The organism is Streptacidiphilus sp. MAP12-33 (genome assembly GCF_041261265.1).
Lineage (GTDB): Bacteria > Actinomycetota > Actinomycetes > Streptomycetales > Streptomycetaceae > Streptacidiphilus.
The window spans coordinates 46,603-60,925 of sequence record NZ_JBGCCA010000008.1 but is presented as its reverse complement, the minus strand read 5'-3'; the positions used below and the strand labels follow the sequence as shown (position 1 = coordinate 60,925).

Below are 14,323 nucleotides of genomic sequence, written 5' to 3'. Positions count from 1 at the left end.
GCCGGTCAGGGCGACGGCGGCGCGCCCTGCGGCATCGCCGCGTCGCCCGACGTGCCGGACCCCGAAGCCGAGTCCCCGGAGCCCGAGTTGCCGGTGCCGGAGTTGCCGGTACCCGAGTTGCCGGTGCCCGAGGAGGACTGCGGGCTCGACGTCGGAGGGGTGGGACCCGATGTCGGGCCGGTGCTCCCGCTCGGGTGCGGGCTCGTGCTCGTGCTCGCACCAGGACTCGACGACGTGCCCGCATCCGGCGAGGCGCCGCCGTCCTTCTGGCCGCCGGTGCCACCGGCGTTCTCGCTGGACGCGCCCGGCGACGGGTTCGCCGGTGCGGAGTTGCCGCCGCCCGGCTTGCCACCGCCCCCGCCGTCGAAGAAGTGCGACGCGGGCTTGCCGGACGCGAGTTCGATGACGCCGACGGTCGCCATCGCGAGCGCGAAGACGATCGCGGCCGTGACCGCGTAGACCTTCCAGCTCTTGGGTTTGACGTTGGTGCGCCCGCGGTAGACGGTCACCGCCTCGCCCTGCCCAGGGGGGCTGATTCGCGCCATCATCCGGGTGTGCTCGCCACCCGGATCGAACGGGTCGAAGACCCGCGTCTCCTCCGGACCGGCGGCGTGTTCCGCCTGCCGCACCTGGTCGACCGGAACCGGCGTCGTGGTCATCTCCCGGAACTGTTCTCCGGTACGCCGGAACACGTGCTGGAACACGGCCGAGCCGGTCGTGGCGCCGATACTGACCACGGCCGCCCCGAGGAACGTCCCGTAGACCCCCAACTGGGAGGCGAGCACCGCGCCGACCACCGCCGCGAGCGCGCTCGAGACCACCTGCGTCAGGCTGAGATCGAGGGTTCTGCGCCTGGGCTCTCCACCCTTGTTGTCCAGATCCTCCATCAATGCCCCTCGATGCTGCCTTTGTCCATGGTGCACCAAGTACGACCGTTCGAAGGACCTCGTGGTTCCGGATGGCCGAAATGTGTGAAGATGATCACCGTAAGCCGCGCGGACGACCGCCATCGGAGTGGCGACCCTTGAGAATCCAGCGATTCGCGGCAGACTTGAGGCGCGAGCCGCACCATTCGGGGCCCACGTTTGGAGTAGTGTTGCGTGACGCCCGGCTGCGTGCGGTCGGCGACGCTCGTCCCGGGGTGCTCGCCGCGCAAGACGCGACGCCCGGGAGTCGAAGCAATGGAACAGTGACAGGCAGTCAAAAGAAGTAACTGTGCCATAACGGTGAGTCGCGGACCGAGGCTGACCCGCCGGGTAACTCTGCAATGTTGTGGTCCGCCGCCCGTCGGCACGCCACACTCGTTACGGGAGCAGCGACGCAGGTGACGTCGGCAGGCACCACCCGGGAGGTAACCGTGCCCGAACTGCGCGTCGTAGCCGTCAGCAGTGACGGCTCACGACTGGTGCTCAAGGCTGCCGATTCGACGGAATACTTCCTTCCGATTGACGAGCGCCTGCGCGCCGCCGTGCGTGGCGACCGGCCCCGGCTCGGCCAGATCGACGTCGAGAGCCACCTCCGCCCCCGTGACATCCAGGCCCGTATCCGCGCCGGCGCGACGGCCGAGGAGGTCGCCCAGCAGGCCGGCATCTCCGTCGAGCGCGTCCGCCGCTTCGAGGGCCCGGTCCTGGCCGAGCGCGCGTTCATGGCCGAGCGCGCCCGCAAGACGGCTGTGCGCCGCGCGGGCGAGTCCACCGGCCCGCAACTCGGCGACGCCGTCGCCGAGCGCCTGCTGCTGCGCGGCGCGGACAAGGACAGCACGCTCTGGGACTCCTTCCGTCGCGACGACGGAACCTGGGAGATCATCCTCACCTTCCGCGTCGACGCGACGGACCGTCAGGCGCGCTGGACCTACGACCCACCACGTCGCCTGGTCCAGCCCGTCGACGACGAGGCCCGCGCGCTGATCGGCGAGTCGCCCGCGCTGGCGGCCGAGCCGACCCACCCCTTCGTCCCCCGCATCGCCCGTCTGCCCGGAGCCGACCGCGGCATGGGCATGCGCCCGCACGCGCCGGAGCGCCCGTCGATCGAGCGGTTGTCGCTGGAGCGGCCCGAGCGGGTCGAGCGCGCCCCCGAGCCCGCGGTGTCGCCTGCGGCGAGCGCCGCTGCGGCCGCGTCGGTCGCGGACCAGCTGGACACCGTCGACTTCCTCGACGTGCTCCCCACCCCGCTGCCCTCGGCGCTGCCGGACGAGTCCACGCTGACCGCGTCCGAGGCGGAGATCCCGCCTGCGGCTGCCGCCGGCGCGGGCGCGGCCTACGCCGACGTCCTCATGCCCCGCATGGCCACCCCCCACCGCGACCGCCTCATCGGCTCCACCGACCGCCAGGCGGAAGCGGACGGCGTCCGCCCCGGCCGCAGGGCAGCTGTGCCCAGCTGGGACGAGATCGTCTTCGGCACCCGCCGCAAGAAGCAGGACTGACGCCTGCGGCTCCGCCCCCGCAGGCCGTTCCACCACCCAGGCGCGCGAGGCTCCGGTGATCCGCGGCTCCACCGCGCGAACGCGACCAGGGTCACCCAAGCTGCCGCAGGCCGTTGCACCACCCAGGCGCGCGAGGCTCCGGTGATCCGCGGCTCCACCGCGCGAACGCGACCAGGGTCACCCAAGCTGCCGCAGGCCGTTCCACCACCCAGGCGCGCAAGGCTCCGCTGACCTGCGGCTCCACCGCGCGAACGCAACCACGGTCACCCAAGCCCCCGCAGGCCGTTGCACCACCCAGGCGCGCAAGGCTCCGCTGACCTGCAGCTCCACCGCGCGAACGCAACCACGGTCACCCAACCTCCCGCAGGTAGTTGCACCGCCCAGGGGCGCGAGGAACTGCGCGACAAGCCACCCACCCGGGTAGAGCACCGAACGCGCAAGGCCATCCGCACGCCGGTGGTTGCTCGAGCAGAGCCCCGCGCCCCTACAGAGCGCTACGCGCCTCAGCGGGGGTCGGGACCCGTCGCCGCGGGGCGGGAGGCGTCGGCCGACCACTCGCTCCAGCTGCCCGGGTAGAGCGTCGACCGCAGGCCCGCGAGTTCCAGCGCCAGCGCCTCGTGCGCGGCCGTGACGCCGGAGCCGCAGTAGACGGCGATCTCCGTGTCCTCGCGCACGCCCAGCGCGCGGAAGCGGGTGGCGAGGTCTGCCGGAGGCAGGAAGCGGCCGGAGGCGTCCACGTTGTCCGACGTCGGAGCGGAGGTCGCGCCGGGGATGTGGCCCGCCCGCGGGTCGACCGGCTCGGTCTCGCCCCGGTAGCGCTCGCCCGCGCGAGCGTCCAGCAGGACCCGGGACGGCCCGTCCGCCCAGGCCCCCGCGCCGTCGCCGTCGGTCGTCGGCATCGCGCCGGGGACAACGGTGAAGTCGCCCGGCTCCGGGGCCGGCTCCGTCAGCGAGAGCGGGTGACCCGCCTCCGTCCAGGCCTGCAGACCGCCGTCCAGGACGCGCACCCGGTCGTGCCCGGCCCACCGCAGCAGCCACCAGGCGCGGGCCGCCGACATGGAGGTGGCCGCGTCGTAGACGACGACCTCACGGTCCGCGCGCACCCCCGCGCGCCGCAACGCGGCCTGCAGTACCCCGGGAGCGGGCAGCGGGTGGCGGCCTGCCGCACCGGGCGCGGAGGCGAGCTCGCGGTCGAGGTCGACGTAGTGCGCGCCCGGCACGTGGCCCTTCGCGTACTCCTCCGCGCCGGGCGGGCCGCCGAGGCTCCAGCGGATGTCCAGCAGGGCGGGCGGCTCGTCCGACGCGAGAAGGGCGGCGAGCTCGGCGGCGCGGATCAGTGGGTTGGCGGGCTCAGTCATGGCCCCAGTATCCGGACGCGGCCTCACCCGGCAAAAGCCCGGCTTGGGCCGGGCGTCCCGCCCACCGGGACGCTCAAGCGCCCCTCAAGGACCCGCTGACCTGCGGCTTGCCGCCCCGCCTCGCCGTCCCACCGCTGTGACCTGTGGTTTTGTCCGACCGCCGGATACACCTCGTCAGGGGACAATCTCGCGCCAACCGCAGCGCTCGCACGCCGGGGATGGCAGCATCAGGGGGGTGACGGAGAGCTTGCGGTTGCCGCAGGGTACCCCCTGCTGGGTGAGCCTGATGGCGCACGACCTCGACGCGGCCAGCGCGTACTACGCCGACCTGCTCGGCTGGGAGTTCCAGCGCGGGCCCGGCCGGCTCGGCCCGTACGTGCGGGCCACGGTGAACGACCTGTTCGTCGCCGGGATCGGGCAGCTCAACGACTCGGTCGACTTCCCGGTCGAGTGGATCACGTACTTCGCCGTGGACAGCGCGGACGAGATCGCCGGCCGGGTGCGCGACTGCGGCGGCACGGTCGCCCTCGGCCCGATGGACTCCGTGGACGACGCCGGCCGGCTGGTGATCGCGGCGGACCCCGCCGGGGCGGTCTTCGGCCTGTGGCAGCCACGGGTCCACTACGGCTGGCAGTTGCGGCGCGCGCCCGGCTCGGTGGTCTGGAGCGAGCTGCGCACGCCCTCGCCGCTGGACTCCTCCGACTTCTACGCCAAGGTCTTCGGGCTCGCGGCGGTCGAGGCGGGCCTCGCCGAGATCGGGCACGAGGACGGTGCGATCCTGCTGCGCTACGGCGGCCACCGGGTCGCCGGCATCCGCGAGGCCGGAGAGGACGATCCGCGTCCGCGCTGGCGGGTCTACTTCTCCGTCGCCGACCTGGAGGCCTCGGTCAAGACCGCTGTCGAGCTGGGCGGCTGCCTGGAGTACTCGCCGCCGCCCGCCCGCTACGGCACGTCGGTGTTCCTGCGCGACCCGCAGGGCGGCCAGTTCGCGCTGGTCCGGCTCGCCGAGGCGTGAGCGGGGCGCCACCTGGACTTCACCAACTTGTCCTGACAAGTTCACCGGCATCCATGCATGGAAAGCGCTTTCCAACCCCCTGGGTCCCCGTTAGGGTGACGGAAGTCCGTTCGCCTGTTCGCCCGACGAAGCCCAGGGGCACCACATGCACCTCCCGCACCAGTCCGACCCGCACGCGCGTGCCCGCCGGGTCCTCGTCGTCGGTATCGACGGCGTCCGCCTCGACCTGCTCGGCGAGCTGGACACGCCGCGCCTGGACGAGATCGCCACCGCCGGTTTCCTGGCCCCGGTCGAGATCGACGCCGGGACCCCCACCATGTCGGGCCCGTGCTGGGCGACCATCGCCACCGGCGTCCACGTCACCAAGCACGCGGTGTGGAACAACGACTTCACCGGCCACCGGCTCGCGGTCTTCCCCGACTTCCTGACCCGCCTCACCCACGGCTTCGGCCGCCGCACCTACGTCGCCGCGGCATGGGAACCGCTCGTGCTGGCGCGCAGCGGCGGCCCGCTGTTCAACGGGCCCGGACGGCTCAGCTTCGTCGCCCCGGCGGCGGAGACCTGCGAGGACTGGGAGGCCGTCGACGAGCGCATGGTCCGCGACGCGGTCGCGGTCCTGCGGGACGAGGACCCGGAGGCCTCCTTCGTCTACCTCGGCGCGGTCGACGAGACCGCGCACCTTCGCGGCTGCGGCGCGGACTACCGCGCCGCGATCCTGCGCGCGGACGCGCGCCTCGGCCTGCTCCTGGACGCGGTCCGCTCCCGCCCCACCTACGCGGACGAGGACTGGACGGTCATCGTGGTCACCGACCACGGCCACGTCGACGAGGGCGGCCACGGCGGCGACAGCGTGCTGGAGCGCACCGCGTGGATCGCCTGCGCGGGCCCGGAGTTCACCCCCGGCGCGATCACGGCGCCGCTGCGCCACGTGGACGTCGTCCCCCAGGTCTTCGCCTCCCTGGGCCTCGCCCCGGACCGGCACTGGACCCTGGACGGCCTCCCCTTCGCCGCGGCCGCGGCCCGGAACGACGCGGAAGCGTTCCAGCCGGCCTGAGCCTGCACCCGGTCCAGGGCGAGGGCCCTGTGCACGAAGAGGCAGTTGCGCTCTGCCAGGGGCGCGGGGAACCGCGCGACAAGCCACCGATGAGCAGATGGTCCGGGGCGCGCAGGGCCATCCGCACGCCGGTGGTTGCTCGCGCCCACGCATGGGACACCTCCCGGCCGAAGGCTGGGGGAGGAGCCGCACATCGGCAGAGCCCCGCGCCCCTGGGTCGTGCGACTGACCCGTGTGCCTAGTGGTGGTGCTGGCCCGGGATGGGGGTGGCCGCGTCGAAGGGGAGGACGTCCGGGGAGAGGGCGCCCGCGCGGGCCGTCGCGGACGTCATGCGCTTGCGGTGGTGCCTGCGGCACAGGACCTCGTAGCCGACCTGGTCCTCGTTGACGGCCACGTCGCCGACGACGACCTGCGCGCCCTCGACGACCATGACGCCGCCCACCGTACGGGCGTTGTGCGTCGCCCGCGCGCCGCACCAGCACAGGGCCTCGACCTGGAGGACCTCGACGCGGTCGGCCAGCTCGATCAGCCGCGCCGAGCCCGGAAAGAGCCGGGTGCGGAAGTCCGTGGTGATGCCGAAGGTGAAGACGTCGATGGCGAGGTCGTCGACGATCCGGGCCAGCTGGTCGACCTGGCCCGCGTCGAAGAACTGGGCCTCGTCGCAGATCAGGTAGTCGATCCGCTCGCCGGCGGAGAGCAGCTTGACCACGTGGTGGTGGAAGTCGAGGCCGTCGTCCACCTCCACCGCCTGCGTGCTGAGCCCGAGGCGGCTGGAGAGCGTCGCCGCGCCCGCGCGGTCGTTGCGGGTGAAGATGATGCCGCGGCGGCCGCGGGCGCGGTGGTTGTGGTCCATCTGAAGCGCCAGCGTCGACTTGCCGCAGTCCATGGTCCCGGAGAAGAAGACCAGCTCAGCCACGACGCACCTCCAGCAGCGGCACCAGCAGTTCGGAGTCGAGCAGCGAGCCGTGCATGCCGACCATCGACGACTCCCCCGGCTCGCGACGGGTCGCGGTGATCGCCGCCTCGGACGCGGCCACGGCGACGACGTCGCCGATGCGCCCGCGCACCCGGTCCTCCACGACGGGGCCGAACCAGCCCGCGTCGATCGCCTCGTCGCGCGAGGCGATCCAGAACCGGTCGCCGAGGCGCTCGCGCCACGTCGCCAGCAGGTCGGCCTCCGCGCCCGGGCGGGCGTAGAGGTGGCGGGCACGGCCCTCGCCGCCGAGCAGGAGCAGGCCCGCGCGCAGGTCCTCCTGCTCGGGGGCGTCCATGTCGATGCGCGCACCGGAGGCCGGGTCCGTCGGCACGTCGACCATGCCGTGGTCGGCGGTGACGTAGAGCGCGGAGCGCGGCGGCAGCTGCTCGGCCAGGCGCTGGGCGAGCCGGTCCACGGCCATCAGCTGGCCGCGCCACGCGTCGGAGGCGGCGCCGTGGCGGTGGCCCATGCCGTCGAGCTCGCTGTAGTAGGTGTAGACGAGGGCGCGATCGGCGGCGGCGAGGCGCTCGGCCGCGAGGTCCATCCGCTCCTCGCCGGTCAGCCGGCCGAGGAACTCGCCGCCGGAGAGGGCGACCTCCGTGAGCGGGGTGAACTCGAAGGTCGGCGAGGACACCTGGCTGGTCCTGACGCCTGCCGCGTGGGCGCGCTGGAAGACCGTCTGGTAGGGCTGCCAGGTACGCGGGGTGACGTGCGGCTGCCAGCGCAGCTGGTTCATCAGCCGGCGCTCGCCGGGGATCCGGACCATGTACCCGGCCAGACCGTGCTCGCCCGGCGGGCGGCCGGTGCCGAAGGAGGCCAGGCTGGTCGCCGTCGTCGCGGGGAAGCCGGCGGTCAGCGGACGGCCGGTACCCGCGAGCGAGCTCGGGAGCAGCGAGGTGAGGAACGGCGCCTCGTCGGGGTGCGCGCGCAGCAGCTCCCAGCCGAGGCCGTCGATCAGGAAGACACAGACGCGGTCGGCGGCGGGCAGCCGCAACCCCGTCGCGGGCACGCCGTCGGCCTCGGTGAGCCCGAGACCCGCGGCGACGGCGGGCAGGACGTCCGCGAGGGCGGCCGTGCCGTAGGCCGGGACGGGCGCGGCGGTGTGAGGGAGAGTCATCAAGTCGTTTCTACGGGACGCGGACGGACTGCGGAGGGCGTCGGGACTCAGTCCGCAGTTCGTGCCGTGGCCTCGGAGAGGGCGCGGGCGAAGGCGAGCGCCTGGCCCACGGTCTCCGGGCCGTCGCCCGCCTCGCTGACGCGCAGCGAGAGGTCGTCGGCGGTGGTGGAGCCGGTGTAACCGTGGTCGGCGTCGCAGTTCGGGTCGCCGCAGGCGGCGGGCTCCAGGTCGATCCGGGAGACGGCGCCCCAGCCGATCGTCAGCACGACCTCGCGCGGCAGCGAGCCGCGGACATACGTCTCCGGGTTGGCCACGACGCGACTGACGACGACCGACGAGATCCGGCCGATCTTGACGCTCTCGGTGGAGGTCGTCGCGTAGGGCACCGGCGAGGTGTCGTCCGCGCCCTGCTCGTCGGTGTGGCTGACGATGAAGCGCGTGTCGGTCAGCACGAGCACGGTGACGTGGCGGCGGACCTCGTTGGCGTCGAAGGTGGTCTCCTGGTGCACCAGGTAGGCCTCGACACCCTCGTTGCCCACGGCCTGCTCGACGGCCTCGGAGACGAGGGTCGGGTAGTAGCCGCTGCGCTCGATCGCGGAGCGCAGCCCCTGGGTGGTGGTCGTCGTACCGGTCTTCGCCATACCTACCATCCTGGCACGAGCCGGGCCCGGCTCATGCCAGCGCGCGCGGTCCGAGGTCGGTCCGCGCGGGCAGGCGGGCCAGTCGCACCTCCGCTCCCAGCACCGTCAGGCCCTTGCGCCCCACCCGTACCGGCTCCAACGTGAGGGAGGCCACCTCCGGCAGGTCGTCCACGAGCTGGGACACCCGCAGCAGGAGCAGCTCCAGTGCCTCGGTGTCCACCGGCTCGGAGCCGCGCCAGCCGAAGAGCAGCGGCGCGGCCTTGATCTCCCTGATCAGCGCGGCGGCCTCGGCGGCGGTGGCCGGAACGAGCCGGTGTGCGACGTCGCCGAGGAGCTCGGAGGCGACGCCCGCGAGCCCGAAGGAGAGGATCGCGCCGACGGCGGGGTCGACGCTGGCGGAGACGGTGGTGTCGACGGAGCCGGGTTCCGGCTCACTCGCTCCCGGGGCGATCGGCACGCCGTAGCAGGCCAGCAGCCGGGCGGCGGTGGCCGCGTTCAGCTCGGCCTCCTTCCGGCCCGTGAGCGCCTCGGCGACGATGGCCCGCGCCTGCTGCTCGGCGACGTCGTCGAACTCGGGGAACGTCCGCGGCTCGGCACTCCACACCCGCCACTGCGCGTACCGCGCGGCATGCGCGAGCGCCCGCACCGCCCGCTCCGGCCTCGGATACCCGGGCACCTGCCCAGCGCCGCCGGCGGCGCAGCCACCGGGGGGCGGAGAGGCAGGGGAGCCCGGGAGGGTGGTCGCGCCCACAGACGCGCTCCCCGCGCCGGGGGCAGCGGGTGCGCTCGGGGCCTCGGCCGGGGTTTCCGCCGGGCCGCTCGTGGCGTGGGCGTTGACGAGGTCGACCAGCTCCTGCATGGCCAGGTGGACGACGACCAGTGGTTTGCCCGCTTCGCGGGCCTGCACCGCGCTGTCGCGGAGGGCGTCCGCCAGCGGGGCGAGGTCGAGGACGGGGGCGCGCTCCGCCGCCGAGGGCAGGTGGGTGCGGCTGATCAGGCCCGAGCCGGGGAAGCTCGGGAAGCCGCCCGCGCCGATCGGCGGGATCACGACGGCGACGACCGCGTCGCTGTCCGGCCGGTCGATCGCCGCCCGCAGACCCCGCCGGAAGTCGTCGGGGGTGGCGCTGGTCGTGAGGTCGTGCGGGAGCAGCGGCTGGAGCCCGGCTCCCAGGGCCGCGTCGTGGGTCAGCAGACCCACCGAGTCGGAGTTGCCGACGATCGCCAGGCGCGGTCCGGCCGGGAGCGGCTGGTGGGCGAGCAGGTCAGCCGCGTCGTACAGCTCGGTGATGGTGTCGACGCGGATCACCCCGGCCTGCTGGAAGAGGGTGTCGACGGTCGTGTCGGCCATCCGCCGGATCGCCGCCGCGTGCCCGGCGGGGATGCTGCGCGTGTCGCGGCCGCCCTTGACCACCACCAGCGGTTTGCGCGCGGCCACGCGCCGCGCCAGCCGGCTGAACTTGCGCGGGTTGCCGAAGGACTCCAGGTAGAGCAGGGCGACGCCGGTGGCCTCGTCCTCCTCGAAGAACTGCAGCAGGTCGTTGCCGGACACGTCCGCCCGGTTGCCCGCCGAGGCGAAGGAGGAGATGCCGAGCCCACGCCGGTGCGCGGCCTCCAGCAGCGCCGCGCCGATCGCGCCCGACTGGGTGAAGATGCCGAGCGGTCCGCGCCTGGGCAGCTGCGGCGAGAGCGAGGCGTCGAGCCGCACCGCCGGGTCGGTGTTGATCAGTCCGAAGGCGTTCGGTCCGAGTACCCGCATCCCGGCGGCCCGCGCCTGCCGGACCAGCTCGCGCTGGCGGGCGCGGCCGTCGAGGCCGGTCTCGGCGTAGCCGGCGGTGATCACGACCAGCCCGCGCACGCCCGCCGCGCCGCAGTCGGCGACGACGTCGGGCACCTGCTCGGCGGGGACGGCGACGACCGCGAGGTCGACGGGCTCCGCCACGTCGGCGATGGCGGCGTGGACGGGCACCCCGTCGAGCTCGGTGAGGCCGACCGCCGGGTCGGCCGCGGCCGGGTTGATCGCGTAGAGGGGACCGGTGAACCCGCCCGCCAGCAGGTTGCGCAGCAGCGTCCGGCCGACGCCGACGGGGTTGCGCCCGGCGCCGATCACCGCGACCGAGCGCGGCGCGAGCAGCCGCTGCATCGACCGCGCCTCGGCGCGGTGCTCGCGGGCGCGCATGACGGCGAGGGACTCCTGCGTGGGCGCGAGGTCCAACTCGAAGTGGAGCACTCCGTCGGTGAAGCTGCGCTGCTGGATGTAGCCGGCCTCGGTGAAGACCTTGGCCATCTTGCGGTTCTCGGGCAGCACCTCGGCGACGAAGCGGCGGATGCCGCGCTCGCGGGCGGTCGCGGCGACGTGCTCCAGCAGCGCGGAGGCGACGCCGCGCCCCTGGTGGGCGTCCTGGACCAGGAAGGCGACCTCCGCCTCGGTGCCTGTCCCGGAGGGGCGCCCGGTCTCGTCGATGCGGTCGTAGCGGACCGTCGCGATGAACTGGTCGTTGACGAGCGCGGCGAGCCCGACCCGGTCGACGAAGTCGTGGTGGGTGAAGTGGCGGACGTCCTTGGCGGACAGGCGCGGGTAAGGGGCGAAGAAGCGGTAGTACTTCGACTGGTCCGAGACCTGCTGGTAGAAGTCGACCAGCCGGTCCGCGTCGTCCGGGACGATCGGGCGGATCCGGGCCGTGCCGCCGTCGCGCAGCACGATGTCGGCTTCCCAGTGGGCCGGATAGCTCTCGCCGCTCTCGGCGCTCTCGCTCACCCGCCCAGGTTAACCGCGGAAGCCGCGCGGGTACGGTGCGACGCAGAAGGGTCGCGAACGTCCTTTCCGGCGGGACGTTGGACCCCTCTTCGTCCCGAACCGGAGCGGGACGGTCCGCCGGTGCGGAAGGCGTGCGAGAATGGTCTAGACAACATAGGAGCGAGGTTCCGCCCTGGAGCCGAATGTTCCGAATATCCTGAGTTGTCCGAGTACCACGCACCACGCGAAAGGCACGCACCATGGCTGAGCGCCGCGTCACCATCGGCTGGCCCGAGGGCCTGCACGCCCGTCCCGCCTCCGTCTTCGTCCGCGCCGCGGGCGCGGTGGGCGTGCCGGTGACCATCGCCAAGAACGGCGGCGAGCCGGTCAACGCCGCGTCCATGCTCGCCCTGCTCGGGCTCGGCGCCCAGGCCGGCGAGGAGGTCACCCTCGCCTCCGACGCGGACGGCGCGGACACCGCCCTCGACCGCCTCGCCAAGCTTGTCTCCGAAGGCCTCGACGAGCTCCCCGCCGCCTGAGGCACGTAGCGCCTTTCCAGGGCGCGAGGCCCTGCTCGACCAACTGCGTGCGCGAGCAGCCACCCCGTGCGGATGGCCCTGCTCGCCGAGCGACTCACCACACACAGTGGCCTGTCGCGCACGGGGTTCATCGAGCAGGGCCTCGCGCCCCTTGGCGTGCCGCAACTTCCCGCGACCCGCAAGGCACCGCCGGAACGCCTGCTTGACCCCTCCCCGGGCGGCTGAAACGGTGTGATCCATTCGGCGCACACCGCCGTGCGCCCTCTCGGGAGGAGATCGCCATGGCATCGGACAGCACGCCCCCGAACGCGGCGACAGCCGCGTTCCGCGCCGCGCGTGACCATCTGCTGCGCCATCGTGGCGACATCGCCGGCGCCCGCCGCTTCCCGCGGCCCGTCGACGCCGAGTTCAACTGGGCTCTGGACTGGTTCGACGCCGAGGCGCGTGACAACGACAGCACCGCCCTGCGCGTCGTCGACCTCTCCCCCGAGGGCGAGACGCTCGCCGAGACCGCGCTGAGCTTCGCCGCGCTGAGCGCCCGCTCCGACCAGGTCGCCAACTGGCTGCGAGGCCTCGGCGTCGCCCGGGGCGACCGCGTGCTGCTGCTGCTGGGCAACCAGGTCGCCCTGTGGGAGGTGATGCTGGCCGCGATCAAGCTCGGCGCCGTCGTCATCCCCGCCAGCACGCTGCTCTCCCCCGAGGACCTCGCCGACCGGGTGAGCCGTGGCGAGGTCCGGCACGTCGTCGCCGAGTCCGGACTGACCGGCGGATTCGCCGCGATCGGCGGGGACTGGACCCGGATCGCCGTGGGCGAGCCCGCCGCCGGCTGGGTCTCCTACGCGGACTCCGCCGACGCACCGGCGGGCTTCACCCCGGACGGGCCGACCAACGCCGAGGACCCGCTGCTGCTCTACTTCACCTCCGGCACCACCAGCCGCCCCAAGCTCGTGCAGCACACCCACCGCTCCTACCCCGTCGGCCATCTGTCGACCATGTACTGGATCGGCCTGCGGCCGGGCGACGTGCACCTCAACGTCTCCTCCCCGGGCTGGGCCAAGCACGCGTGGAGCAACTTCTTCGCCCCGTGGAACGCGGGCGCGGAGATCCTGATCGTCAATCAGCCGAGGTTCGCCGCCCGTCCGCTGCTCGACGCGATGGTCCGCCACCAGGTCACCTCGTTCTGCGCGCCGCCGACGGTGTGGCGGATGCTGGTGCTGGAGGACCTGACGCAGTGGCGGCCGCCGCTGCGTGAACTCGTGGGCGCGGGCGAGCCGTTGAACCCCGAGATCATCGAGCGGGTGCAGTCCGCCTGGGGCGTGACGCTGCGCGACGGGTTCGGCCAGACCGAGACCACCGCCCAGGTGGGCAACCCGCCCGGCCTGACGGTCAAGCCCGGTTCGATGGGCGTGCCGCTCCCCGGCTACGAGGTCGCGCTCGTGGACGCGCTGAGCGGGGAGGTGGTCACCGAGCCGGGTGCCGAGGGCGAGCTGTGCCTGCCGCTGGACACCGCGCCGCTGGGCCTGATGACGGGCTACCAGCAGGACGAGGCCCGCCAGGCGGAGGCGACGGCCGGCGGTTTCTACCACACCGGCGACGTGGCGTTCCGGGACGCCGACGGCTACCTGACCTACGTCGGACGCACGGACGACGTCTTCAAGTCCTCCGACTACCGGATCTCGCCGTTCGAGCTGGAGAGCGTGCTGATCGAGCACCCGCTGGTGGCGGAGGCCGCCGTGGTGCCGTCGCCGGACCCGGTGCGGTTGTCGGTGCCGAAGGCGTACCTGGTGCTGGTGCCGGGCGCGTCGGCCGACGCGGAGGCGGCGCAGTCGATCCTCTCGTTCGCGCGGGGCCGGCTGGCGCCGTACAAGCGGGTGCGGCGGCTGGAGTTCGCGGAGCTGCCGAAGACCGTCTCCGGCAAGATCCGCCGGGTGGAGCTGCGCGGCCGCGAGCAGGAGCTGCACGGCAGCGGCCTGACCGGCGGCGGCGAGTCCCCGGCGCGCGGGAAGCTGGAGTTCTGGGAGGAGGACTTCCCGCGCGACTGAGACCGGCGGCCCGGCCGCCGGCGGTCAGTGGGCCTTCCGGGCGAGCGACTCGCGATCGGCGGTGGCCAGGAGGGTGTTGGCCACCGCGACCGCGAGGAAGACGACGGCGAGGGTGTGGGCGCCGGTCGCGTAGAGCGCGGCGCCCGCCAGGCCGAAGACGGCCAGCTTGAAGGCGAGCAGCGCCGGGACCGGCAGCGGGCGACGGGCGCGCGGCGCGGCGTAGGTGCCCCAGGCGACGGCCATGAGCAGCGGAGCGCCGATCCCGAGCAGCAGGTGCAGGACGAGTCCGTGCCCGGTGTGGAAGCCCCACCAGGCGAGCGCGCCGAGCGCGGCCAGCTCCAGCAGGAACGCGAGCAGCTCGTTGGCGTAGTGCAGCGGCTTGGGGATCACGGCCTGCTCCTGACGGTCGAATCATGCATTCCGAG

Annotated in this window: 12 protein-coding genes; 5 read left to right on the top strand and 7 right to left on the bottom strand. The window is 73.6% G+C overall.

The genetic code is table 11. The features are described 5' to 3' along the window. Nucleotides 1-5: 5 nt before the first annotated feature. The gene (locus tag ABH931_RS10505) at nucleotides 6-887 is read right to left on the bottom strand and encodes a hypothetical protein (RefSeq protein ID WP_370112074.1); all 882 of its coding nucleotides are present in this window, start codon (nucleotides 885-887) and stop codon (nucleotides 6-8) included. A gap of 437 nt (nucleotides 888-1,324) precedes the next feature. Here ABH931_RS10505 and sepH point away from each other — a divergent pair, with 437 nt between their 5' ends. Further along, on the top strand, nucleotides 1,325-2,422 hold the full coding sequence (gene sepH / locus ABH931_RS10500; RefSeq protein ID WP_370112073.1) for a septation protein SepH: 1,098 nt from the start codon (nucleotides 1,325-1,327) through the stop codon (nucleotides 2,420-2,422). Between the two features lie 503 nt (nucleotides 2,423-2,925). Here sepH and ABH931_RS10495 read toward each other — a convergent pair. Continuing rightward, the gene (locus tag ABH931_RS10495; protein ID WP_370112072.1) at nucleotides 2,926-3,780 is read right to left on the bottom strand and encodes a sulfurtransferase; all 855 of its coding nucleotides are present in this window, start codon (nucleotides 3,778-3,780) and stop codon (nucleotides 2,926-2,928) included. 235 nt (nucleotides 3,781-4,015) lie between these two features. Here ABH931_RS10495 and ABH931_RS10490 point away from each other — a divergent pair, with 235 nt between their 5' ends. Continuing rightward, nucleotides 4,016-4,795, top strand: coding sequence for a VOC family protein (locus ABH931_RS10490; protein ID WP_370112071.1), 780 nt, complete (start codon nucleotides 4,016-4,018; stop codon nucleotides 4,793-4,795). 145 nt (nucleotides 4,796-4,940) lie between these two features. Continuing rightward, nucleotides 4,941-5,849, top strand: coding sequence for an alkaline phosphatase family protein (locus ABH931_RS10485; RefSeq protein ID WP_370112070.1), 909 nt, complete (start codon nucleotides 4,941-4,943; stop codon nucleotides 5,847-5,849). Nucleotides 5,850-6,087: 238 nt separating this feature from the next. On the opposite strand, the gene ABH931_RS10480 is transcribed toward ABH931_RS10485, so the two are convergent. From ABH931_RS10480 to ABH931_RS10465, 4 genes are read right to left on the bottom strand one after another with little or no spacing between them, the layout of a single operon-like run. Then, nucleotides 6,088-6,765 (bottom strand): thymidine kinase, encoded by a 678-nt coding sequence (locus ABH931_RS10480; RefSeq protein ID WP_370112069.1) that lies wholly within the window; start codon nucleotides 6,763-6,765, stop codon nucleotides 6,088-6,090. Continuing rightward, nucleotides 6,758-7,942: an alkaline phosphatase family protein gene (locus ABH931_RS10475; RefSeq protein WP_370112068.1), complete on the bottom strand. Its 1,185-nt coding sequence runs from the start codon at nucleotides 7,940-7,942 to the stop codon at nucleotides 6,758-6,760. Before ABH931_RS10475 ends, ABH931_RS10480 begins: the two co-directional genes overlap by 8 nt. 47 nt (nucleotides 7,943-7,989) lie before the next feature. Then, nucleotides 7,990-8,583: a DUF5998 family protein gene (locus ABH931_RS10470; protein WP_370112067.1), complete on the bottom strand. Its 594-nt coding sequence runs from the start codon at nucleotides 8,581-8,583 to the stop codon at nucleotides 7,990-7,992. A gap of 31 nt (nucleotides 8,584-8,614) precedes the next feature. Further along, nucleotides 8,615-11,338, bottom strand: coding sequence for a GNAT family N-acetyltransferase (locus ABH931_RS10465; protein ID WP_370112066.1), 2,724 nt, complete (start codon nucleotides 11,336-11,338; stop codon nucleotides 8,615-8,617). Nucleotides 11,339-11,577: 239 nt separating this feature from the next. Between ABH931_RS10465 and ABH931_RS10460 the strand changes: the two genes are divergently transcribed. Continuing rightward, the gene (locus ABH931_RS10460; RefSeq protein ID WP_370112065.1) at nucleotides 11,578-11,856 is read left to right on the top strand and encodes an HPr family phosphocarrier protein; all 279 of its coding nucleotides are present in this window, start codon (nucleotides 11,578-11,580) and stop codon (nucleotides 11,854-11,856) included. 281 nt (nucleotides 11,857-12,137) lie between these two features. After that, on the top strand, nucleotides 12,138-13,898 hold the full coding sequence (locus tag ABH931_RS10455) for an AMP-binding protein (RefSeq protein WP_370112064.1): 1,761 nt from the start codon (nucleotides 12,138-12,140) through the stop codon (nucleotides 13,896-13,898). A gap of 24 nt (nucleotides 13,899-13,922) precedes the next feature. Here the strand turns inward: ABH931_RS10455 and ABH931_RS10450 are convergent, their stop codons facing one another. Further along, nucleotides 13,923-14,288, bottom strand: coding sequence for a YrdB family protein (locus ABH931_RS10450; RefSeq protein ID WP_370112063.1), 366 nt, complete (start codon nucleotides 14,286-14,288; stop codon nucleotides 13,923-13,925). Nucleotides 14,289-14,323: the final 35 nt, after the last annotated feature.